This window comes from Saccharothrix sp. NBAS 001 (assembly GCF_056640475.1).
On record NZ_CM153251.1, the window covers coordinates 6,241,723 to 6,263,421 of the forward strand.

Sequence of the window (21,699 nt, forward strand, 5' to 3'; positions counted from 1 at the left end):
CACGGGGCACCGACAATCCGGCCGCGCTCACCCACCACGCTCCCCCGCCGCACTCACCGCCGCCGAGGCGGGGCGCGCTCACCCCGCCACACTCACCCCGCCACACTCACCCCGCCGCGCGCATCCCGCCGCACTCGCCCCGCTGCACTCACCAGCCGCACTCACCCGCCGCGCGCGCCCCGCCGCAGAGGCGGGGAGCCACGCCGGTGTGTCAGAGGCCGTTGGACACGCGGCGGACGTCTTTGTGGGGGAAGCGTTTGCGGACGTGCTCCTCGGCTTTCGAGTCCGGCACCACGTACACCGGCTCCTCCTTGTCCTGCAACGGTTTCACCACCTCGGCGACGAAGCCCTTCCGGTCGGCCAGGAACGGGCCGATGACGTCCGAGCCCGCCGGGCAGGCGGCCATGCAGTAGGCCGCCTTGTAGTTCGGCTTGAACGCCAGGCTCTGCCACATCGACGCGGTCTCCGCCGGGGACACCCGGCTGCGGTAGTCCTCGCGGTCCGCGCTGTCCGCGACGTTCTCCACCCAGTCGGTGAACCCGCTCATGAACTCGCGGTAGTTGTGCGTGTAGCACGCCGCGAAGTCGAACGACCCCTCCTTGCCGATCGCGCCGACCGGGCACGCCGCGACGCACAGCTTGCACTCCAGGCACGGGTTGAAGTCCACCGGACCGGACGGCTCGTCCACCGCGAAGTCGACCACCACCGTGCCCAGCAGGACGAAGTTGCCGAACCTCGGGTGGATCACGTTGCGGTGGATGCCGATCCGGCCCAGGCCCGCCGCCTGCGCGACGAGCTTGTGCGAGATCACCCAGCCACGCCCGGGAAAGCCGTCCATCTCCTGCGGGAATGCCGACGCCGGGTGCACCACCCGGTACCCCTCGTCCTGGAGCAGCCGCGCCAGCCGGTGGCCCACCTCGTCCGCGTCGCCCAGCGCCTGGTGGAACTCGGTGTTCGCGATGCTGCGCAACGGGCTGCGCACGTTGTCCCGGTTCATCCGCACGCAGAACGCCACGTAGCTGCGCGCCCCCGGCAGCGCCTTGCGCGCGTACTCGACGTCGACCTCCAGCCCCGGCGTGTCGATCGGGACGAAGCCCACGTCGTCCGCGCCGGCCCGGAACGCCAGGTCCCGCAACCGGTCCGCCGCGACGACGGGGTCCGGCGGGCGCACCGGTTCGGCCCTGGCCTCCCGGACGGTCGGATGGTCGTCGAGTCGCATGTCCTTACCCCCTCCACATCCTGAGTTTCAATGAGCAACCTAGACAGGCTGGGTTCCGTTTGGCAACCCAGCGGGTAGCATGGGGCGGGTGACCGGTGTGGTGGTGGACAACGACGTGTGCTCGATCTCGCGCGCCCTGGGTGTGCTGGGCGAACGGTGGTCGCTGCAGATCGTCCGGGACGTGTTCAACGGGGTGTGCCGGTTCGACGCGCTCCAGCAGCACCTCGGCGTGGCCCGCAACGTGCTCGCCAACCGCCTGCACCACCTGGTCGAAGCCGGGTTGCTGACCAAGGAGCCGTACCGGGAGTTCGGCAGCCGCCCGCGCTACGAGTACCGCCTGACCCCCGCCGGCCGCGAGCTGTGGCCGGTCCTGATGTCCCTGATGGCCTGGGGCGACCGGCACCTCGCCGACGGCGGCCCGCCGGTCGAGCACGAGCACGTCGGCTGCGGCGGGCAGGTCCGGCTGGTCCCGGTCTGCGAGCACGGCCACCCGGTCGATCCCGCGCACGAACTGGGCCTGCGCCGGACCTGAGGCTCAAGCCGAGACCCCAACGGGCGAACGCTCACGCCAGCAACGCGTCGGCGCGCGGGGTGCGCATGTGCAGCACGGCCCGGCCGTCCCTCCGGGTCGTCACCAGCCGCGCCGCCCGCAGCACGCCGACGTGCTGCGACACCGCCCCGGCGGTGACCCCCAGCCGCGCGGCCAGTTCCGTGGTCGACATGGGTGCGGCCAGCAGCACCAGCAGCGCCGCCCGGGTCCGCCCGATCAGCGCTGCCAACTCGTCCGGCGCGGCAGGCCCCGCCTCCCACGCCGACTCCCACAGCGCGGCGATCCCGCGCGCCGGGTAGCGCACCACACCGGGCCCCACGGGGTCGATCGCCGCCCACGCGCGCGGCCAGCAGAACACGCTGGGCGACAGCACCAGGCCGTCGTGCGCCAAGTCGACCCGGTGCGGCTGGTCCGGCCGCCGGTCCGCGTAGAGGACCAGCTCACCGTCCTCCCAGGACACTTCGGGGTGCAGGTCGGCGAACACGGCCTGCGCGCCGCGATCGGCGAGCACCGCCGCCCGCGCGAACACGTCCGCCTCCAGCACCGCCGCGATCCGCCGCCAGAACGGTGCCACCAGCACCTCGTGGCAGGCCCGCACGACGTCCGCCACCCGTCCCGGCACCCCGGCCAACTCCGCCTCCAGGTCGGGCATCCGGACGTCGGGCACGGGCATCAGCAGCGCGGGTTTCACCGGTCCCGCCACCAGGTCCAGCAACACCGGGAGGTCGTCGATCGACGCCACCCGCTCCCGCGCCCACACCACCCACGGCAGGTGCACGGCGTGCGCGCCGGGCACCCGCAGCCCGTCCACCGCCATCACCGTCTCGAACAACGGCGAGTAGGCGAACCGCACCTTCGCCAACCCCACCCCGGCCAACCGGATCCGCACCGCCACCTGGCTGTCCCTCCTCCCCCGGCGGGGGCGCGCCCCACCTCCGACCGGCCTGCGCGCACCAGTGAGACGCCCGCCCCGATTGACCAGGCTCTACGGCATGACGAAGACCTGGCACCGCCCAACACTCCTGCTCGCCTGGGTGATGGCCGCGCTGACCCTGGTCGCCCTCGGCGGACTGCTGTTCGACGGTCGGGCGCTCCAGGGCTCTCCCGTGTGGCTCAAGCCGCTCAAGTTCGCCGTGTCGCTGACCGTCTACTCGGCGACGCTGTCCTGGATGCTCTCCTTGGCGCACAAGGGGAGGCGCTGGACCTCCGGCCTCGGCACGACCATCGCGGTCATCATGTTCGCCGACGTCGGCATCGTCGCGGTGCAGGCCGCGCGCGGCACGTTCAGCCACTACAACACGAGCCAGGACTTCTGGAACGTGCTGACCCAGAACATGTTCAAGTACACGATCCCGGTCATGTTCCTGGCCAACGTGGCGCTGGCGATCGTGCTGTCGTTCCAGAAGCTGCGCGACCGGCCGACCACGTGGGGCATCCGCACCGGCCTGTACCTCGCGGTGCTCGGCATGGCGTCCGGCTACCTGATGGTCGGCCAGAACAAGCGCGCGACCACCACCGACGCCGCCGGGCACGACATCACCCTGCGCGGCGGGCACACCGTGGGCGCGCCGGACGGCGGCGAGCAGATGCCGGTGACCGCGTGGAGCACCACGGGCGGCGACCTGCGCATCCCGCACTTCTTCGGGATGCACGGCCTCCAGGTGATGATCCTGGTCGCGTTCGCGGTCACCGCCCTGGCCCTGAGCGAACGCGCCAGGGTGCGCCTGGTCGGGGTCGCCGCCGTCGGCTACGCGGGGCTGTTCGCGCTGCTGACCTGGCAGGCGCTGCGCGGCGAGCCGCTGATCCACCCGAGCACCCTCACCCTGGTCCTGCTCGCCTGCCTGGTCACCGCCGTCGCCGCCGGGGTGGCGTGGACGCTCACGCTCGAAAAGGCAGCTCCCGCGCCAGTCCGGCAACCGGTCCGACCACGATGATCGCCGGGGGGCGGATCCCGTGCGCCACCACGTCGTGCCCCAAAGCGTCCAAAGTGGACTCGACGACGCGCTGGGCCCGGGTGCTGCCCTCCTGGATCACCGAGACCGGCGTGTCACCGGGCCGGCCCGCCCGCAACGCCGCCGCGAACGCGCCCGCCCGCTCGACACCCATCAGGATCACCACGGTGCCGCGCAGGCGGGCCAGCGCGTCCCAGTCCACCAGCGAGCGCTCGTCGTCCGGGGCCACGTGCCCGGACACCACGACCACCTCGTGCGCCACGCCCCGGTGCGTCACCGGCACGTCGGCCAGCGCGGGCACGCCGAACGCGCTGGTCACGCCGGGCACCACGGTCACCGGCACGCCCGCCTCCGCGCACGCGATCAGCTCCTCGAAGCCGCGCCCGAACACGTACGGGTCGCCGCCCTTGAGCCGCACCACGAACTTGCCGGCCTTGGCGTTGTCCACCAGCGTGGTGTTGATGAACTCCTGGGTGGCGGCCCGCCCGTACGGGATCTTGGCCGCGTCCACCACCTCGACGTGCGGCGGCAGCTCGTCCAGCAGCTCCATCGGGGCCAGCCGGTCGGCCACCACGACGTCCGCGCGGGCCAGCAGCCGCCGGCCGCGCACGGTGATCAGGTCCGGGTCGCCGGGACCGCCGCCGACCAGCGCCACCCCGGCGGGCTGGTCGTGCTGGTCGCCCAGCGAGCCGTCGCGCAGCGCCGCGAGCAGGCCGTCCCGCACGGCCGCGGAACGCCGGTGCTGCCCGCCCGCCAGCACGCCCAGCAGCAGGCCGTCGTGCCCGCCCACGGCCGGGGTCACCGCGGTGCCCTTCACCGCCACGTCCGCGCGCACGCAGAACACCCTCAGGTCGGTCGCGTCGGCGGTGATCCGGGCGTTCACCTCGGCGTCGGACGTGCAGGCCAGCACGTACCACGCGCCCTCCAGATCGCCGGGGGCGTAGCGGCGCTCGTGCCACACCGCGCCGCCCGCCTCGACGATGCCCTGGACCGCCGGGGTGACCTCGGGCGAGACGACCTCGACCAGCGCGCCCGCCGCCACCAGGCGCGGCAGCCGGCGCTGGGCGACGGTCCCGCCGCCCACCACGACGACCTTCCGGCCGGCCAGGTCGAGGCCCACAAGGTAGTGCTGTTCACCGTGCATGGGTAGAAGCATCCACATCAGACATGCCGTGTCCAACCGGGGTGCTTCACATCACCACCAGTTCGAACGGCACCGCCAGGCGTCCGCCGAACCGCTCGGCCGCCGCCTCGGCCATCCCGCGCAGGAACCCGTCCGGGTCCGCCATCGCACCGCCGCCCAGGCCCGCCAGGTAGGCGGCGTGCGCGCGCAGCGACTCGACGCCCCGGTCGAACGTGCCGGTGAGGTCCACCGCGTGCCCGGAGTGCGGCGAGGACGCGATCGCGACGTGCCGGACCCCGTTCCAGGGCTCCAGGTCGGGGTCCGGGAACACCCACCGGTTGCCGGCGTCGCGCACCGCGTCCAGCACCGCCTGCCCGACCACCCGGTGGTCCGCCATGTTGACGAACCCGCCGGGGAAGGTCGGGTGGTGGTTGCCGGTGATCACCAGTTCCGGGCGGTGCCGGCGGATGGCGACGGCGATGTCGCGGCGCAGCGGCAGGCCGTACTCCACGATCCCGTCCTGGTGGTCCAGGAACTCGACGTCGGTCACCCCGACGACGGCGGCCGACGCGACCTGCTCGCGGACCCGCAGCGGACCGGCCTGCTCGGGCGGCAGGCCGTCGATCCCCGCCTCGCCCTTGGTGACCAGCAGGTACGCCACGGACCTGCCCTGGGCGGTCCACCGGGCGACGGCGCCGGCGGCGCCGTACTCCAGGTCGTCCGGGTGGGCCACCACGGCGAGCGCGCGCTCCCAGTCCTCGGGCAGCGGGAGGTAGTCGTCCATGCGGTGCAACGCTACGCCTGCGCGGGCGCTACGCCCCGACGATCGTGCCGTCGGCCAGCAGTTCCTCGATCTCCGCGCCCATCGCGCGGGACGGGCAGGTGGCGTCGGTCGTGCCCAGGCGCTGGTCGATGGTGACCCACGGGCCGCGCGCGAACCGGCCGTCCTCGCAGGCCACGATCACCCGGAAGGTGCCGGAGCCGCTGCACCGACCGCTGCCGGTGCGGTCGGCCACCTCGGCCGCGCAGTCGCGCAGCCCGCTCGGCGCGGCCGAGGCGGTGACCGGGATGGTGTGCAGGGCGAGCAGGAACAACAGGAGGAACACGGATCGCATGATCAACATCCGACCACGCGCGCCGGGCCCACGCCGGAGAACCACCCGGACGTGGGCACGGCGCGAGGTTTACGAGTTGATCTGCTGGGTCAGCTCGGAGTTGTAGGTCGCGATCCGGGCGTACACGCCGGGGTAGCCCGCCGACGCGCAGCCGCGACCCCAGGAGGTCGCGCCGATCAGCTTGCCGCCGGCCACGATCGGGCCGCCGGAGTCGCCCTGGCACGTGTCGGTGCCGCCCTGCGGGTAGCCCGCGCACACCATCGCGGAGGCGATGTACTGCGGGTAGGACTGCTTGCAGCTGGTGTCGGAGACCACCGGCACGGACGCCTTGAGCAGGTAGCGCGACGCCGAGCCGCCGGACGACGTGGTGCCCCAGCCGAGGATCGTGGTGCTGGTGCCCGCCGCGTACAGCGCGGAGTCGGACGGCCCGGCCAGCGGCAGGTAGGCCGAGGTGATGTTGCGGTCGAGCGTGAGCACCGACACGTCGTAGCCGGACGTGGCGCTGCGGTAGCTCGGGTGGACCCAGATCTTGGTCACCGAGGCGGTGATGCCCGCGGTGCTCTGCTTGTCCTCACGGCCCCACACCACGCGGGTGCTCGCGGCGGAGCGACCGCTGGTGCAGTGCGCGGCGGTGACGACCTTGTTGCCCTTGACCAGGGTGCCGCCGCAGAACTGGCCGCCGCTGGAACTGGCCAGGTAGACGGTCCACGGGTACTGGCTGATGGTCGCGCGGGTCCCGCCGACGATGTACGGGGACACGTCGGCGCTCGCCGGGACGACGGTGAGCAGGCCGACCGCGGCGACGGCGGCGGCCAGAGCGGTGATCAGGCGATGCAGGGTTTTCGCCATGGGTGCGCTCGATCCTTCCGGGCAGGTTGACGGCAGGCGGCGTCCCCCCAGCTAGGACCAAAAGCGCATACCCGACAAGCACCAATCCCGGCTTCACAGTTGACGTGCGGCGTTCCCCGAACCCGAACCGCCCCGCGACGCAACGATGTGGCCACCCCACGACGAATCGTTGCTCACCGAGCGCACCGGGCCGGCCCGCGCGGACCGGCGCTCAGGACGTGACGCCGCCGACCCGGACGACCTCGGCCCGCACCGGGCCCTCCAGCACCGGACCGCCGTCGCGGCCGAGGAACGCGACCGCCGCGCCGGCCTCGGCCAGCCCGACCGCCCCGTCGGCCACCACCCGCGTGCCGGGCCGCAGCAGGTGCCGCACCTGGGCCACGCACTCGTCGGTGCCCACCACGACCGACGCCCGGCGCAGCTCGGCCTCGGCGCGCGGCGTCCGCTCGTCCGCCCCGCCCGGTCCGAGGCCGACCAGCGCGAGCCGGCCGCGCGGCAGCACCCGGGCCGCCGCCACGGTGACCGCCGCGCCCTTGACCTTCTCCACGGCCATCTCCACCCGGCCGCCGCCGGACAGCTCCATCGCGCCGCGCAGCGCCGCCGCCTCGGCCACGCTGGGGATGCCGATCGCCAGCTCCGCCGGGTTCGGCACCGGGATCACCGCGAGTTCCTCGCCGGAGTAGGCCAGCAGCGGCGCGGTGGTCGAGTCGTGCCAGAAACCCCAGTCGTCCAGGGCGTCCGCGATGCCCTGCTCGGCGGTCTTGCGGTCCAGCGTGGCGAACGCGCGGACCGCGCGCAGGTCCAGCCCCCGGACCTCCAGCTCCGCCAACGCCTCGGACACCGCCGACGCGGACACGCCGGTGCCCGAGCCGACGCCGATCACCAGCGTGCGCGGCACCAGGCGCAGCACGCGCTCCGGCTGCGGGCCGGACGGCACCCGGTCGTCCAGCACCACGGTCCACTCCGGGTGCCCGGACAGGTCGTCCACCTGCACGTTGTCCGGCAGCGCGGGCAGCGGGAAGCCCAGCGGGTTGCGCAGCAGCACGCAGTCGCCGTCGCGGACCGCCGCGCCGAACGCCGCGAGGTCGCCGTCCACCACCACGTCCAGCAGCTCGACCAGCTCGTCCAGCGGCGAGGCCACCGACGCGGAGGTGACCACGGGCACGCAGTCCAGCAGTTCGCCGATCCGGCCGGCCAGCGCGTCCACGCCGCCCAGCAGCGCCACCGCGAACCCGCCGTCCACGCACACCACGCCGGGGTCCGAGCGCTCGTCGCGCAGCAGCGGCGCGACCAGCCGCACGGTGGCGTCCGTGCCGAGGAAGAACACCGCCGATCCGAGGCTCGGCCACAGCCTGCGCAGCGCCGGGCCGACCGGCCCGTCCGGCACCACCGCGTCCGGTCCGAGGAAACCCGCGAGTTCGACGGCCGCCCGCCGCCCGCGCTCGCCGGCGGCGAACAACCCGATCACGCCCACGTCCTCCACATCACGACTTCTTCGTGCCCCACAACACCGTCACCGGGTTCACCGCGAGCAGCGTGCCACCGGTCAGCCGGGCCGCCGAGAGCTGGCTGCCCGACACCTCGTAGCCGGCCTCCAGCAGCGCGTCGCGCGCGGGCACCACCCGTTCCAGGTCGGTGGTGGCCACCACGACCCGCTGCGCGCCGACCCGGGCGCACTGGCGCACCACGTCCGGCCCGCCGCCGCCGACGAACACCGCGTCCGGGCGGGGCAGGTCGGCGGCCTCGGCCAGCGGCGACTCCACCACCCGCACGTCCACGCCGTGCGCGGAGGCGTTGGCGATGATCCGCACGCACTGCACCGGGTCCCGCTCCACCGCGACGACCGCCGCGCCCAGCCGGGCGCACTCGACGCCGATCGCGCCGGGGCCCGCGCCGACGTCCCAGACCAGCGTGCCGGGCCGGGGCGCGAGCCGGGCCAGCGCGAGCGCGCGCACCTCGGCGGTGGCCACCATGCCGTCGCGGTGGGCGAAATCGTCGTCCGGCAGCGCCCAGCCGCCGGGCGAGGGCGTCCACCCGGCGTCCGCCGCGCACAGCACGAAACCGGGGTCGACCCAGCGCCGGACCACGGCGTCGGCCGGGTCCGCCGTGGACAGCCCGGACGCGTCGGCCACGGTGAGCGTCCGCCGCCAGCCGGCCAGACCCCGGGCCAGTTCGGCCGGGTCCGCGCCGGACACCACGACGGCGGGCCGGGCGCGGCACACGTTGAGCGCGTGGCGCGGGCCGTGCTCCTCGACGTCCACGACGGTCACCGAGCCCCACGTCCGACCGGTGTCGGCGAGGAACCCGTGCAGCGCGACGACGTCCACGTCAGTTGGCGCGCTTGGTCTTCTTGGCGCGTGGCGCGGCCGGCTTGCGCGGCGTGGTGCTGGCCTGGACCGTGGTCGGCTTGCGCTTGGCCGCCGCCGCGACCGTCGGCTTCGGCTTGGCGGGCTCCGCCTCGCCCGCCACCGCCACGACCTCGCCCGCCACCACGGCCACCGACAGGGCGTCCGCCGGCACCTCGGTCACGGGCTCGTCGGGGACCAGTTCCAGCACCGGGTCGTCGCTCTCGGGCTTGGGCTTGGCCGGCGCGGACCGGCGGGCCCGCGCGGTCTCCTGCCAGTCGTGCACGGCCGACCACGCGGCGACCGAAGCCGAATCGCGGGACGCGCGCATCGACCACTTCGACCGGGTCCGGCGCACCGGCTCGTCACCGGCCGCCGCGCGCCGGGTCGTGGCGGGCTTGAGCACCTCGCCGACCAGGAAGAGCGTGGTGCGGTAGAGCTTGTGCTCCTTGACGCACGCCTCCAGCTCGCCCAGCGTGGTCTGCGCGACCGTCTCGTCGGGCAGGGAAACCTTGTACGCCACCACGACCGGCGTGTCGTCGGGGTAGCCGCCCGCGCGCAACTGCTCCACGATCCGGCCGGTCCGCGCGCCGGACGCGCTGATCGCCATGGTGGTGCCGTGCGCGGCGAACTCGGCCACGTGCTCCGCGCCCTCGGGCCCGGTCAGCACCAGCGACTGCGCGACGTCCGAAGTGGTCAGTTCGCGCCCGACGGACGCGCCCACGGCGGAGACCGCCGACACGCCGGGCACGACCTCGACGGCCAGGCCGAGCTTCTGGCACGTCTCGTGCTGCTCGCGCAGGCCGCCCCACAGCGACGGGTCGCCCGCGTGCAGCCGCACCACCTTGAGCTTGCTCGCCGACGCGCGCCGGTACAGGTCGACCACCTCGGACTCCGACACCCGGGAGAAGTCCACGAGTTCGGCGTCCGGGCGGGCGTGCTCGCGCACGCACTCGGCCTCGACGACGGCGGGCGACCACACCACCACGTCGGCCTCGGCTATCCGCTTCGAGCCCCGGACGGTGATGAGATCGGCGGCACCGGGACCGGCGCCCACGAAGGTGACCCGACCAGTCATCACAACTGCTCCCCACGACGTGTACGGCTTGGTGGGCAAGGACCGTACCGCGCCGGCGCGAACCACTATCGAGTGGCCTCGTACCGCACGGGCTCGGTCGCGCAGGCCCGCACGAAGCGGGCCACGGCCTCCGGCGCGGACGCCGGATGCGTGTGCAGGTAAGACGCGTGCACGCCGTCGAGCACGAACCCCTCGGCGACCGGCCGCTGGTCGTGGCCGCGCCACTGCCAGGCCGGCCGGGCGCCCGAGGGCGCGCTCAGCGCGGTCCGGTGGAACTCGTGCCCGGTGATCCGGCTGCCCGCCCGGGCCAGCACCGAGTCGAACGGCGCGACGGCGTCGCGGTAGCCGAGCGTGAGGCGCGGGGTCATCGCGCCGACCGCGTCGAGCACGCCGCACATCGGCGCGCCGTCCAGCTCGCGCGCGAGGTAGAGCAGCCCGCCGCACTCGGCGTGCACCGGGCCGCCGGCGGCGGCGAACGCGGCGACGGCGGCGCGCAGCCCGTCGTTGGCGGACAGCTCGGCGGCGTGCTGCTCGGGGAACCCGCCGGGCAGCACCAGACCGGCCGTGCCGTCCGGCAGGCCCGGGTCGCGCAGCGGGTCCACCACGACGACGTCCGCGCCGGCCGCGCGCAGCAGCTCGACGTGCTCGGCGTAGCCGAAGGTGAACGCCGCGCCGCCCGCGACCGCGACCACCGGGTTGCCGCCGACCGGCGCGACCTCCGCGGCCGGGTCCCAGGTGGGCACGGCCAGCGCCGGCACCTGCGCGGCGAGCCGGCGCACCGCGGCCAGGTCGACGTGCTCGGCGACGGCCGACGCGATCGCGTCCACGGCGTCCAGCGCGGGCTGCCCGTGCTCGGCGGCGGTGACCAGGCCCAGGTGCCGGGAGGGCAGCCGGAACTTGTCGTCGCGCGGCAGCACGCCCAGCACTTCCAGCCCGACCTCGGCGCACGCCCCGCGCAGCACGTGCTCGTGCCGCTCGGAGCCGACCTGGTTGAGGATCACGCCGCCCAGCCGCACGGTCGGGTCGTAGCCCCGGAAGCCGTGCAGCAGGGCCGCCAGGCTGCGGCTCTGGCCGCGCGCGTCCACCACGAACAGCACCGGCGCGGACAGCAGCTTCGCGACGTGCGCAGTGGACCCGATGCCCTCGGTGTCCACCCGCCCGTCGAACAGGCCCATCACGCCCTCGACCACGGCCAGGTCGCAGCCGCGCGCGCCGTGCGCGAACAGCGACGCGACCCGGTGCTCGCCGACCATGACCGGGTCCAGGTTGCGGCCCGGCCGGCCGGTGGCCAGCCCGTGGTAGCCGGGGTCGATGTAGTCCGGCCCGACCTTGAAGGGGGCCACCCGGTCCCCCGCGCGGCGCAGCGCCGCCATCAGGCCGGTGGCCACGGTGGTCTTGCCGCTGCCCGACGCGGGCGCGGCGACCACCAGGCGGTTCACCACTCGATCCCCTTCTGGCCCTTCTGGCCCGCGTCCATCGGGTGCTTGACCTTGGTCATCTCCACGACGAGGTCGGCGACGTCGACCAGCGCCGCCGGCGCGTACCGGCCGGTGATCACCACGTGCTGGTGGCCGGGCCGGTCGCGCAGGGTGGCGACCACCTCGTCGACGTCGATCCAGCCCCAGTGCAGCGGGTAGGTGAACTCGTCGAGCACGTACACGCCGTGCCGCTGCGCGGCCAGCCGGCGGGCGATCTCGCGCCAGCCCTCCAGCGCGGCGGCGGCGTGGTCCTCCTCGGTGCCCGCCTTGCGGGACCAGGACCAGCCCTCGCCCATCTTGTGCCACTCGACCGGGCCGCCCTCGCCGGTCTGCTCGTGCAGCCGGCCCAGCGCGCGGAACGCCGACTCCTCGCCGACCTTCCACTTCGCCGATTTCACGAACTGGAAGACGCCGATCGACCAGCCCTGGTTCCACCCGCGCAGCGCGAGCCCGAACGCGGCGGTCGACTTCCCCTTCATCTCCCCCGTGTGCAGGATGGTCAGGGGCCGGTTGCGCCGCTGCTTCGTGGTGAGCCCGTCGACCGGGACGACGGACGGCTGTCCTTGGGGCACGGCGGTCTCCTAGGCGGCCCGCGCGGCGCGCACGACGCCGGCGACCTGGTCGGCGGACAGTTCCTCCAGGCGCAGGCACACCGCGCCCAGCGCCTGGGCGACCCGGCCCGCGAGGCCGAGCCGGACGTGGCCGGACTCGCAGTCCACGACCACCGCGGCGACCTCGTCGGCGGCCAGCAGGCCGGCCGCGCGCAGGGCGTCGCGCATCGGGTCGCCGCCGGAGCCGGTGGCGGTGGCGCGGCCGTCGGTGAGCAGCACCACCAGCGGGCGGCGGCGCGGGTCGCGGACCCGTTCGACCTCCAGCACCCGGCGGGCGCGCAGCAGGCCGTCGGCCAGCGGGGTGCGGCCACCGGTGCGCAGTTGGCGCAGCCGGGCCGCTGCGGCGTCCACGGAGTTCGTCGGCGGCAGGGCGGTTTCCGCGCCCGCGCCCCGGAAGGTGATCACGCCGACCTTGTCCCGGCGCTGGTAGGCGTCGCGCAGCAGGGAGACCACCGCGCCGCTGACCGCCGACATGCGCTGCCGCGCGGCCATCGAGCCGGACGCGTCGACCACGAACAGGACCAGGTTGCTCTCCTTGCCCTCGCGCACCGACAGCCGCAGGTCGGTGCCGCGCAGCAGCAGACCGGGGCCGCTGCGCCCGCGCGCGGCCTGGAACGGCGCCGCCGCGCCGAGCGTGCCGACCAGGTGCAGGCCCGACCCGTCCGAGGTGGACGAGCGGACCACCCGGCCGGTGCGGGCGCGGGCCCGGGAACGCTTGCCGGGAGCGCCTTCGCCGACACCGGGCACCTGGAGCAGCCGGGCCTTGAACGACGGCGCGGGCGCGTGCGTGCGTTCGCCGGACGACCCGCCGGGCCGCTGCGGCGCGGAGCTGTCCGAGGTGGCGTCGGACGGGGTTTCGGGGGCGTCCTGCGGGAGCCCGCCGCCGTCGTCCGGGCCGTCCGGCCCGTCGTCGGGACCGCCGTCGTCGGGGCCTTCGTCGTCGGGGTCGTCGGCGGCGTGCTCGGCGCCCTGCCGCATGGCGTCTTCGAGCTGCTGCTCCTCCAGGCCGGGCTCGTCGAACGGGTCGCGGCGCTTGCGGTGCGGCAGGGCCAGCCGGACGGCGGCCTCCACGTCCGGCTCGGCGACCTCGTCCGCGCCGCGCCACGCGGCGTGCGCGACGGCGGTGCGGGCCACGACCAGGTCCGCGCGCATCCCGTCGACGTCGAACGCGGCGCAGATGCCGGCGATCCGGCGCACCTCGGCGTCGGGCAGCACGACGGCGGACAGCCGGGCGCGCGCCGCCACGATCCGGGCGGCCAGCGCGGCGTCCTCGTCGGCCCACCGGGCGGCGAAACCGGCGGGGTCGGCCTCGTAGGCCAGCCGGCGGCGGATCACCTCGGTCCGGGTGCCGACGTCGCGGGCCGCCCGCACGGCCACGGTGAGGCCGAAGCGGTCCAGCAGCTGTGGCCGCAACTCGCCCTCCTCCGGGTTCATGGTGCCCACCAGGAGGAACGACGCGGCGTGCGAGACGGATACGCCCTCGCGCTCGACGTGCGCGCGACCCATCGCGGCGGCGTCGAGCAGCAGGTCGACCAGGTGGTCGTGCAGCAGGTTGACCTCGTCCACGTAGAGCACGCCCCGGTGCGCGGCGGCCAGCAGGCCGGGCTGGTAGGCCCGCACGCCCTCGGTCAGCGCGCGCTCCAGGTCCAGCGAGCCGATCAGCCGGTCCTCGGTCGCGCCGACCGGCAGTTCGACCAGGCGCGCGGTGCGGCGTTCCGCCGGGCCGTCGTGCGGGCCGTCCGGGCACTCGGCGTCCACGGCGGGGTCGCAGCCGAAGCGGCAGCCGGCGACCACGTCCAGGGTCGGCAGCAGCGCGGCCAGGGCGCGGACCACGGTCGACTTCGCGGTTCCCTTCTCGCCTCGGACGAGCACCCCGCCGATACCGGGGTGCACGGCGTTGAGCAGCAGCGCCGTGCGGAGGTCGTCGTGGCCGACGACGGCGGAAAAGGGGAAACGCGCGCCCATGCGGCGGTGTCCTTCCTCGGGTGTCCACGCCCGGGTCCGGTGCGGTGAGATCGGGGGCCGAGTTCCTGACTCCCGGATCCACGTGCCCGGTCACAGTGGCGGGACCGCGCCGGATTCGCACCGGCTTCCTCGCGCACCCCTACAGCCCCGGCATCGTCGCACTTCGGTCGACCGGCTCCAAGTCCCCGGTGAGCACTGCGCGGGCGAGCGCGGTCACACCCGAACGGACCTGCTCGACCGGCAGCCCCATCCGGTGGACCAGGTGGTGGACCACCTCGCCGCGCAGGTTGGCCAGCAGCGCGTGCGCCAGGTAGTCGGCGTCCGAATCGGGCCTGACCTGCGCGATCAGGTCCTGGAGGCGGCGGTGGGTGAGGGCGAAGTTCGCGTCGCACCCGGTGCTCGCGGCCGTCACCCGCTCCAGCGCCCGGATCACCGGCAGGGAGGCCAGCACGTGGTCGAACAGGGTGCCGACGAACGTGATCACCCTCTCGGCGGCGGGCAGGTCCGCGGCGGTGACGAGGATCTCGGACTCGGCCAGCCACGCCCGCGCGCTCTCCGCGACGACGGCCTGGACCAGGCCCTCCCGGTCGCCGAACCGGCGGAACAGGGTGCCCTTGCCGACGCCCGCCGCGACCGCGACGTCCGCCATGTTCACGCCGTCGAGGCCGTGCTCGCCGATCAGCCGGCAGGCGGCGGCCAGGATCGCCGCGCGGTTGCGCGCGGCGTCCGCACGTTCGGCCACCGGCGAACCTCCCCTTGACAAAAGCGGACCGTTGGTCCGTATTGTAGCGGAGGTCAACCGGACCAATGGTCCGGTTAATCCGTCGAAGGGGGAGCCATGCGCGCGGTGCGGTTCACGGAGTTCGGTCCGGCCGAGGTGCTGCGGGAGGTCGAGGTGCCCGACCCGGTCGCCGGACCGGGCGAGGAGCTGGTCCGGGTCACCGCGATCGGCGTCAACTACGGCGAGACGGTGATCCGGTCGGGCCGGGGCGCGAAGCTGTTCCCGTGGTACCCGGCGGCCGTCACGCCGGACGGGCGGCTCGGCTCCGAGGTGGTCGGGGTGACCGCCGACGGCCGGCGGGTGATCGGCGTGCCGTCCGGCGAGGCGTACGCGGAGCTGGCCGTGCTCAAGGAGCCGGTGGAGGTCCCCGACGACGTCGACGACCACCGGGCGCTCGCCCTGTTCCTCCAGGGCGCCACGGCCGTGCAGGCGGTCCGCCGGGTCGGTCTCGTGGCCGGTGAACGGGTGCTGGTCGAGGCCGCCGCGGGTGGGGTCGGCAGCCTCCTGGTGCAGCTCGCGGCGCGGGCCGGGGCCGTCGTGGTGGCCGCCGCGCGGGGGGCGGAGAAGCTGGCGCTGGCCCGTGACCTGGGCGCGCACGAGACCGTCGACTACGGCGTGGACGGCTGGCACGAGGGGGTCGCCGAGGTGGACGTGGCGTTCTCGTCGGTCGGCGGGTCGGTGGCGCGGCGGTCGTTCGAGCTGCTGCGGCCCGGTGTCGGCCGGCTGCTGCTGTTCGGGTTCGCGAGCGGCGAACCGCTCGACGTCACGCCGTCGGAGGTGTTCGCCAAGGGCGCGGCGCTGATCGGCCTGGCCCAGCGGGCCACCCCCGACCTGGCGCGCGAGGCGCTCGGGCTGGGGCTGCGGACCGTGCTCGGCGAGGCCCTGCCGCTGGCCGAGGCCGCCCGCGCGCACCGGGCGCTGGAGTCCCGGGCCACGACGGGCAAGCTGGTGCTCGTCCCGTGATCACCCGAAGACCGGAAAGGCCGTGATGAGCGCCGACCAGAGTTCGCTGACCGCCGAGGACCTGGAACTCCTCGCCCGCCCCCTGCACGGGTTCCTGTCCGTGGCCGCCGGGCCGGTCCCGGCCCAACCCCGGCCGGTGTGGTTCGAGGCCACCGCCGAGGGCGCGGTCCAGCTGTTCACGGCCCCGGACTCGCTCAAGGTGCGGCGGCTGGCCCGCGACCCGCGCGCCTCGCTCGTCGTCGCCGCCCCGGTCGGCGAGCGCGAGCACTGGGTGTCGGTCGCGGGCCCCGCCACCGTGGAGCCGGACGGGGCGCACGAGCTGTGCTCCCGGCTGGCCGCCCGCTACTGGGACCTCGACGACCCGACCCGCGCCGGCGAACTCGCCGCGATGCTGGCGGGCGACTGGGTCCGGCTGGTCATCCACCCGGACTCGGTGCGCCGCTACGCGAACTGAACGGCCCGGTCGGGCGTCGACCCGACCGGGCCGCCCAGGTCGACCAGGACGCTCAACGGCGCGCGGAACGACAGCAGCCCGAGCATCGGCGGTGGCTCGGCGGAGGCCAGGCGCAGCTGCGGGAACCGCTCGAAGGTCTCCCGCAGCACCACCTCGCCCTCCAGCCGGGCCAGGCCCGCGCCCAGGCAGAAGTGCCGGCCGAACCCGAACGCCAGGTGCTTGCGGGCGTTGGGCCGCACCGGGCACAGCCGCTCCGGCTCGGCGAACACGTCCGGGTCGGAGCCGGTGCCCGCGAGCATCAGCAGCAGCTGCGCGCCCGCCGGGACGTCCACGCCGGCGATGGTCACCGGTTCGGCCGCGACCCGCCGCCACGTGCTGACCGGCGGGTCGCGGCGCAGCACCTCCTCCACCACCCGCCCGGCCATCCCCGGCTCGCCCAGCCGCGACCACAGGTCGCCCTGCCGCAGCACCGCGTCGAACACCGCGCACAGCAGCTGGGTGGTGGTCTCCTGGCCGGCGATGAGCAGGAAGTAGCAGAGCCCGGCGGCCTCCCGGATCGGCACGTCCCGCAGCGCGCCGAACAGGTCGTCGTCGCCGCGCGCGGCCCGCAGCCGGCGGGTCAGCCAGCGGTGGAACTCGGCGCTCGGCCCGGCCAGCTCGTACTGCCGCTCCAGCGACGGGTTGCCCCAGAACAGCTCCAGCGACGCCGTGCTCCACCGCTTGAGCAGCGCGATGTCCACGCCCTCCTGGTCGCCGCCGTCCACCGGCACGCCCATGACCTCCATCAGCACGATCGCCGGCAGGTCGCGGGCCAGCGCGGGGTGCAGGTCGGCGACCGGACCCGCCAGCCGCGCGAGCCGTTCCCGGGCCAGCTCGGCGATCCGGGGCCGCATCGCCGCCACCCGGGCCGGGGTGAGGAACCGGGCGACGAGCCGGCGCAGCCCGGCGTGCGTGTCGGTGCCGTTGTTGGCCAGCGTCGGCGGCAGCGAGAAGCCCGCGCGGGCCAGCACGCGCAGCACCGGGCGCGGGATGGCGGTGACGGCGGTGAGCGCGTTGTCGGGGTGGAAGCGCCCCGGGTCGGCGAGGACGGCCCGCACGTCGTCGTACCGGCTGACCAGCCACAACCCGGTGGTCTCGTCCCGGTGCACCGGCGCGTCGGTGCGCAACGTCCGCAGGTCTGGCGAACCGAGCTGGAAGAGGTCCACGCGGGGACGTTAGCGGCCGGATGGGAGACTGCCGGCGTGAGTGTGAGCACAGAGGCGGCGACCGGACCGGAGTCGGTGTTCGACTGGATCGACACCCGCGCGGAGGCCCGCGCGAAAGCCGGCCTGGCCCGCCGGGTGCGACCTCGCCCGGCCGACTCGACCGACCTGGACCTGGCGTCCAACGACTACCTCGGCCTGGCCCGCGACAAGCGGGTGATGGGCGCGGCGGCCGCGGCGGCGCTGCGCTGGGGCGCGGGCTCGACGGGCTCCCGGCTGGTGACCGGCTCGACCGAGCTGCACACCGAGCTGGAGTACGAGCTGGCGAACTTCTGCGGCGCGCAGTCCGCGCTGGTGTTCTCCTCCGGCTACCTGGCGAACCTGGGCGCGCTCACCGCGCTGTCCGGGCCGGGCACCGCGATCGTGGCCGACCAGCACATCCACGCGTCGCTGATCGACGGCACCCGGCTGTCCAAGGCGGACGTGGTGGTGGCCGGGCACTGCGACGTGCCGCAGGTCGCGCACGCGCTGTCCACCCGGGGCAAGAGGCGGGCGCTGGTGGTCACCGACTCGGTGTTCTCGGTCGACGGCGACCTGGCCCCGCTGGCCGAACTCGCCTCGGTGTGCCGGGAGCACGGCTCGGCGCTGGTCGTGGACGACGCGCACGGCCTGGGCGTGCTCGGCGAGGGCGGCCGGGGCTCGGTGCACGCGGCGGGCCTGGCGAAGGCGCCGGACGTGGTGACCACGGTGACGCTGTCCAAGGCGCTGGGCACGCAGGGCGGCGCGGTGCTCGGGCCGAGCCGGGTGATCAAGCACCTGGTGGACACCGCGCGGACGTTCATCTTCGACACCGGCCTCGCGCCGGGCAGCGTGGCGGCGGCGCTGGCCGCGCTCAAGGTCGTGCGCGAGGAGCCCGACCGCGCCACGCGCGCGTTGGACGTGGCGCAGGACCTGGCGTTCCGGCTGCGGGACAAGGGGCTGCGGGTGAGCAGCCCGACCGCGGCGGTGGTCTCGGTGCAGGCCCCGTCGCCCGAGGCGGCGCTCGGCTGGGCCGAGGCGTGCCGGGCGCAGGGCGTGCTGGTCGGCTGCTTCCGGCCGCCGTCGGTGCCCGACCAGATCTCCCGGCTGCGGCTGACCGCGCGGGCCGACCTGACCGAGGCGGACGTCGAGCGGGCGGTGCGGGTGATCAGCGAGACCGGCGCATCCGCAGGTGCGGTATCCCGTCCTCGATGAACTCCGCGCCGACCGGCATGAAGCCGAACGAGGCGTAGAAGTCGGCCACGTAGGTCTGCGCGTCCAGCACGCACACCCGCCGGCCGACCTCGACCAGCGCGGCCTCCATCAGCCGCCGGCTGTAGCCGCGCCCGCGCGCGGACCGCGCCGTGCACACCCGGCCGATCCGGAACGTGCCGTCGGGTTCCTCCAGCAGCCGCAGGTACGCCCGCGGCTCGGGGGAACCGTCGGACTCCAGCCAGAAGTGCCTGGTATCAGAGTCGAGGTCACGGCCGTCCAGCTCCGGGTAGGGGCAGGACTGCTCGACCACGAAGACCTCGCCACGCAGTTTGAGCAGGGCGTACAGCTGCGCGGAGGTCAGATCCGCTGACCACTTGCGGCGCAGTGTGGCCGGATAGGGATGCGAGCGCACACCGCGTTGGTACCACAGTCTCAGATTTCGCCGAGGTATCGGCTCACCCTCGTGTAGACGCCCGGCTCGCCCGCCCGCGCGCAGCCGTGCCCGTAGGAGACGACCCCCACCAGCAGGCCGCCCACGACCAGCGGGCCGCCGGAGTCGCCCTCGCAGGCGTCCTTGCCGCCCTCCGGGTAGCCCGCGCAGATCATCGCGTCCGCGCGGTAACCGTTGACGGCTTTCGCGCACTCGGCGTCCGCCCACACCGGCAGGTCGACCTGGCGCAGCGTCCGGCTCGGCGGCGCGATCTCGGTGGTGCGCCCCCAGCCCAGCACGACCGCCCGGTCCCCGGCGCGGGCCTGGCCCACGCCGATCGGCTGGAACGGCACCGGCTCGGCGAGGGTGAGCGCGGCCACGTCGTCGCCGGTCGCCACGGACCGGAACGCCGGGTGCCGGCGCACCTCCGTCACGGCCACCTGGCGGCCGGCGGCGGTGTCGAGGTCGCGCCGGCCGACCACCACGCGCAGGTCGGCGGGCCGCCGGTCGTGCTCGGAGAGCGTGGTGCGCTCGATCGTGCAGTGGGCGGCGGTGAGGACCTTGCGCTCGCCGACCAGCACGCCGCCGCAGAAGAAGTTGCCCCGCGCGTCGTAGAGCGCGACCGCCCACGGGGTGTCCGGGGCGTTCTGGCCGCCTACCACGGCCTGGGCGGGGAGGGCGCTCAGCAGGAGCGCGGTCAGGACCAGTGCGCTGAGGCGCATGGAGCACTTCCTTAGTGCGATCGGCCGGTGTTTCACCGTGTGCGTCCGATTGGCCACGAACCGTAGCGGATGCGTCAAGGTGGTATCAAATCCGGAAAATCTGTTGTTAGGATCGTGTAGTGCCGGAAATTTGCCGGCTCGTGAGGCAGATCACGCTCATCTGTCCGGTCACCGAGGGAGGGAAACCCATGCAACTGGACTTCACCCAGCTACCGACGTTCCTGATCGCCTGCGCGGTGGTCGTGCTCACGCCCGGCGTGGACGCCTTCCTCCTGCTCCGGACGTCGATGCGGGCCGGCACCAGGGCGGGGCTGTGGGCGCTGGCCGGCATCCACACGGCGGCGGCCGTGCAGGTCGCGCTGGTCATCTCCGGCCTCGGCGTGGTGATCGCCCGGTACCCGGCGGTGCTGACCGCGCTGAAGTGGGTCGGCGCGGCCTACCTGCTCTACCTGGCGCTGAGCATCGCGCGCGGGCTGCTGCGGCGGACCGCCACCGAGGACGAGGGCCGCGCGGTCGTGGCCGACCGGCCGTTCCGGCAGGGCTTCCTGACCAACATCACCAACCCGAAGATGCTGCTGTTCAGCCTGGCGTTCCTGCCGCAGTTCATCGGCACCGGGAGCCCGGCCGCGCAGCTCACCCTGCTCGCGGTGATCTTCCTGGGACTCGCGGCGGTGTGGGAGCTGATGATCGTGCTCGCGGCGAGCAGCATGGGCCGGCGGCTGCGCAAGCCCGGCGTGACCACGGCCCTGGACGCCGTGTGCGCCGCCGTGTTCCTGACCATGTCCGTCGGCCTGGTCGTCTGACCGGACGGCCCCGGACGCGCGCCGGCCCGGGGGTCGTGGCACGACCCCCGGGCCCGGACGCGTCAGGTCACACGTAGTTGGCGACCCGGGTGTAGACGCCGGGGTAGTCGGGCCGGGCGCAGCCCACGCCCCACGACACGATGCCGGCCAACTTGCCGTCCACCACGAACGGCCCGCCCGAATCGCCCTGGCAGGCGTCGACCCCGCCCTCCGGGCGACCCGCGCAGAACATCGACTCCGGGTCGTAGGCCCGGTACGCCGCGGCGCACGCGGTGTCCGACGTGATCGGCACGTCCGCCTCGCGCAGCACCTCGCTCGTCGGCCCGCCCTCCTCGGTGCGGCCCCAGCCGACGACCGTGCCCACCGCGCCGGCCCGGTAGAGGTCCTCCCGGCGCGCGGGCAGGTCCACCGGCTCGTACGGGAACGCCTCGGCGGTCGTCAGCCACGCGATGTCGTTGCCGGTGTCCGCGCCCACGTAGCCGTCGTGCACCTCGACCCCGGTCACGCCGGACACGACGCCGTCCCGCGTGGTCAGGTCGATCCGACCGCCCACCACCAGGAGGTCGCCGGGACCCTTGCCGACCGCGCAGTGCGCGGCGGTCACCACCCGGTTCGGCGCGACCAGCGCGCCACCGCAGAACTGCTCCCCGTCCGGCAGGACGAGGGCCACCACGAACGGGTAGTCCTCGACACCCTCCACGGCGGTGCCGCCGACCACCCTCGGATCCACCGGCTCCCGGGCCGCCGCCGCGTTCGGCGCGAAGACCACCAGGGCGAGCAGCACTGCCATCAACGTCCGCATATCGGCACACTGAATCCGCCGGTC

At 74.7% G+C, this 21,699-nt stretch carries 23 protein-coding genes and 1 riboswitch; of the genes, 6 read left to right on the plus strand and 17 right to left on the minus strand.

Annotated elements, in window-relative coordinates; all coding sequences use genetic code 11:
* Positions 1 to 211: 211 nt before the first annotated feature.
* Positions 212 to 1,219, minus strand: a complete 1,008-nt coding sequence (locus AC0HI0_RS26625; protein ID WP_480926235.1) for an epoxyqueuosine reductase — start codon at positions 1,217 to 1,219, stop codon at positions 212 to 214.
* A gap of 79 nt (positions 1,220 to 1,298) precedes the next feature.
* On the opposite strand from AC0HI0_RS26625, the gene AC0HI0_RS26630 reads away from it, so the two are divergent.
* Complete coding sequence (locus tag AC0HI0_RS26630) at positions 1,299 to 1,751, plus strand: winged helix-turn-helix transcriptional regulator (protein WP_480926236.1); 453 nt, start codon at positions 1,299 to 1,301, stop codon at positions 1,749 to 1,751.
* A gap of 31 nt (positions 1,752 to 1,782) precedes the next feature.
* Here AC0HI0_RS26630 and AC0HI0_RS26635 read toward each other — a convergent pair whose 3' ends face one another.
* The gene (locus tag AC0HI0_RS26635; RefSeq protein ID WP_480926237.1) at positions 1,783 to 2,664 is read right to left on the minus strand and encodes an ArsR/SmtB family transcription factor; all 882 of its coding nucleotides are present in this window, start codon (positions 2,662 to 2,664) and stop codon (positions 1,783 to 1,785) included.
* A 97-nt stretch (positions 2,665 to 2,761) separates the two neighbouring features.
* Here AC0HI0_RS26635 and AC0HI0_RS26640 point away from each other — a divergent pair, with 97 nt between their 5' ends.
* Complete coding sequence (locus AC0HI0_RS26640; RefSeq protein WP_480926238.1) at positions 2,762 to 3,703, plus strand: hypothetical protein; 942 nt, start codon at positions 2,762 to 2,764, stop codon at positions 3,701 to 3,703.
* Here the strand turns inward: AC0HI0_RS26640 and cobA are convergent.
* The 11 genes from cobA to AC0HI0_RS26695 all read right to left on the minus strand — a co-directional run bounded on the left by cobA (position 3,648) and on the right by AC0HI0_RS26695 (position 15,027).
* Positions 3,648 to 4,865 (minus strand): uroporphyrinogen-III C-methyltransferase, encoded by a 1,218-nt coding sequence (cobA, locus tag AC0HI0_RS26645; RefSeq protein WP_480926239.1) that lies wholly within the window; start codon positions 4,863 to 4,865, stop codon positions 3,648 to 3,650. The genes AC0HI0_RS26640 and cobA overlap by 56 nt on opposite strands.
* A 46-nt stretch (positions 4,866 to 4,911) precedes the next feature.
* Entirely contained in the window at positions 4,912 to 5,628 is a 717-nt protein-coding gene (locus AC0HI0_RS26650) for a PIG-L deacetylase family protein (RefSeq protein WP_480926240.1), read from the minus strand.
* Positions 5,629 to 5,656: 28 nt separating this feature from the next.
* Positions 5,657 to 5,950, minus strand: coding sequence for a hypothetical protein (locus tag AC0HI0_RS26655; protein WP_480926241.1), 294 nt, complete (start codon positions 5,948 to 5,950; stop codon positions 5,657 to 5,659).
* Between the two features lie 78 nt (positions 5,951 to 6,028).
* A complete protein-coding gene (locus AC0HI0_RS26660) occupies positions 6,029 to 6,808 on the minus strand; it encodes a S1 family peptidase (protein WP_480926242.1) in 780 nt (259 codons plus the stop codon).
* Positions 6,809 to 7,019: 211 nt separating this feature from the next.
* On the minus strand, positions 7,020 to 8,276 hold the full coding sequence (locus AC0HI0_RS26665; protein ID WP_480926243.1) for a cobalamin biosynthesis protein: 1,257 nt from the start codon (positions 8,274 to 8,276) through the stop codon (positions 7,020 to 7,022).
* 16 nt (positions 8,277 to 8,292) lie between these two features.
* Entirely contained in the window at positions 8,293 to 9,135 is an 843-nt protein-coding gene (locus AC0HI0_RS26670; RefSeq protein WP_480926244.1) for a bifunctional cobalt-precorrin-7 (C(5))-methyltransferase/cobalt-precorrin-6B (C(15))-methyltransferase, read from the minus strand.
* Position 9,136: 1 nt separating this feature from the next.
* Positions 9,137 to 10,231: a cobalt-precorrin-4/precorrin-4 C(11)-methyltransferase gene (locus tag AC0HI0_RS26675; protein WP_480926245.1), complete on the minus strand. Its 1,095-nt coding sequence runs from the start codon at positions 10,229 to 10,231 to the stop codon at positions 9,137 to 9,139.
* A gap of 65 nt (positions 10,232 to 10,296) precedes the next feature.
* Positions 10,297 to 11,670, minus strand: coding sequence for a cobyrinic acid a,c-diamide synthase CobB (locus AC0HI0_RS26680; RefSeq protein ID WP_480926246.1), 1,374 nt, complete (start codon positions 11,668 to 11,670; stop codon positions 10,297 to 10,299).
* Positions 11,667 to 12,281, minus strand: a complete 615-nt coding sequence (cobO, locus tag AC0HI0_RS26685) for a cob(I)yrinic acid a,c-diamide adenosyltransferase (protein WP_480926247.1) — start codon at positions 12,279 to 12,281, stop codon at positions 11,667 to 11,669. The genes AC0HI0_RS26680 and cobO overlap by 4 nt, the downstream gene beginning before the upstream one ends.
* A gap of 9 nt (positions 12,282 to 12,290) precedes the next feature.
* Positions 12,291 to 14,285, minus strand: coding sequence for a putative cobaltochelatase (locus AC0HI0_RS26690; RefSeq protein WP_480926248.1), 1,995 nt, complete (start codon positions 14,283 to 14,285; stop codon positions 12,291 to 12,293).
* Between the two features lie 39 nt (positions 14,286 to 14,324).
* Positions 14,325 to 14,449: riboswitch (cobalamin riboswitch) on the minus strand.
* On the minus strand, positions 14,425 to 15,027 hold the full coding sequence (locus AC0HI0_RS26695) for a TetR/AcrR family transcriptional regulator (protein ID WP_480926249.1): 603 nt from the start codon (positions 15,025 to 15,027) through the stop codon (positions 14,425 to 14,427). It overlaps the preceding riboswitch by 25 nt.
* 96 nt (positions 15,028 to 15,123) lie before the next feature.
* Between AC0HI0_RS26695 and AC0HI0_RS26700 the strand changes: the two genes are divergently transcribed.
* Together AC0HI0_RS26700 and AC0HI0_RS26705 are read left to right on the plus strand one after the other, a co-directional pair.
* Positions 15,124 to 16,029, plus strand: coding sequence for a quinone oxidoreductase family protein (locus AC0HI0_RS26700; protein ID WP_480926250.1), 906 nt, complete (start codon positions 15,124 to 15,126; stop codon positions 16,027 to 16,029).
* A 25-nt stretch (positions 16,030 to 16,054) separates the two neighbouring features.
* Positions 16,055 to 16,483, plus strand: coding sequence for a pyridoxamine 5'-phosphate oxidase family protein (locus AC0HI0_RS26705; protein ID WP_480926251.1), 429 nt, complete (start codon positions 16,055 to 16,057; stop codon positions 16,481 to 16,483).
* On the opposite strand, the gene AC0HI0_RS26710 is transcribed toward AC0HI0_RS26705, so the two are convergent.
* Positions 16,471 to 17,688, minus strand: coding sequence for a cytochrome P450 (locus AC0HI0_RS26710; RefSeq protein ID WP_480926252.1), 1,218 nt, complete (start codon positions 17,686 to 17,688; stop codon positions 16,471 to 16,473). The two genes, AC0HI0_RS26705 and AC0HI0_RS26710, sit on opposite strands and share 13 nt — an antisense overlap.
* Positions 17,689 to 17,730: 42 nt before the next feature.
* Between AC0HI0_RS26710 and AC0HI0_RS26715 the strand changes: the two genes are divergently transcribed.
* Positions 17,731 to 18,918, plus strand: a complete 1,188-nt coding sequence (locus AC0HI0_RS26715) for an 8-amino-7-oxononanoate synthase (RefSeq protein WP_480934397.1) — start codon at positions 17,731 to 17,733, stop codon at positions 18,916 to 18,918.
* Here the strand turns inward: AC0HI0_RS26715 and AC0HI0_RS26720 are convergent.
* Complete coding sequence (locus AC0HI0_RS26720) at positions 18,872 to 19,330, minus strand: GNAT family N-acetyltransferase (protein WP_480926253.1); 459 nt, start codon at positions 19,328 to 19,330, stop codon at positions 18,872 to 18,874. The two genes, AC0HI0_RS26715 and AC0HI0_RS26720, sit on opposite strands and share 47 nt — an antisense overlap.
* A gap of 20 nt (positions 19,331 to 19,350) precedes the next feature.
* Positions 19,351 to 20,070, minus strand: a complete 720-nt coding sequence (locus AC0HI0_RS26725) for a serine protease (protein WP_480926254.1) — start codon at positions 20,068 to 20,070, stop codon at positions 19,351 to 19,353.
* A 188-nt stretch (positions 20,071 to 20,258) separates the two neighbouring features.
* Here AC0HI0_RS26725 and AC0HI0_RS26730 point away from each other — a divergent pair, with 188 nt between their 5' ends.
* Complete coding sequence (locus AC0HI0_RS26730) at positions 20,259 to 20,873, plus strand: LysE family translocator (protein ID WP_480926255.1); 615 nt, start codon at positions 20,259 to 20,261, stop codon at positions 20,871 to 20,873.
* Positions 20,874 to 20,940: 67 nt separating this feature from the next.
* Here the strand turns inward: AC0HI0_RS26730 and AC0HI0_RS26735 are convergent, their stop codons facing one another.
* Positions 20,941 to 21,663, minus strand: coding sequence for a S1 family peptidase (locus AC0HI0_RS26735; RefSeq protein WP_480926256.1), 723 nt, complete (start codon positions 21,661 to 21,663; stop codon positions 20,941 to 20,943).
* Between the last annotated feature and the right edge of the window lie 36 nt (positions 21,664 to 21,699).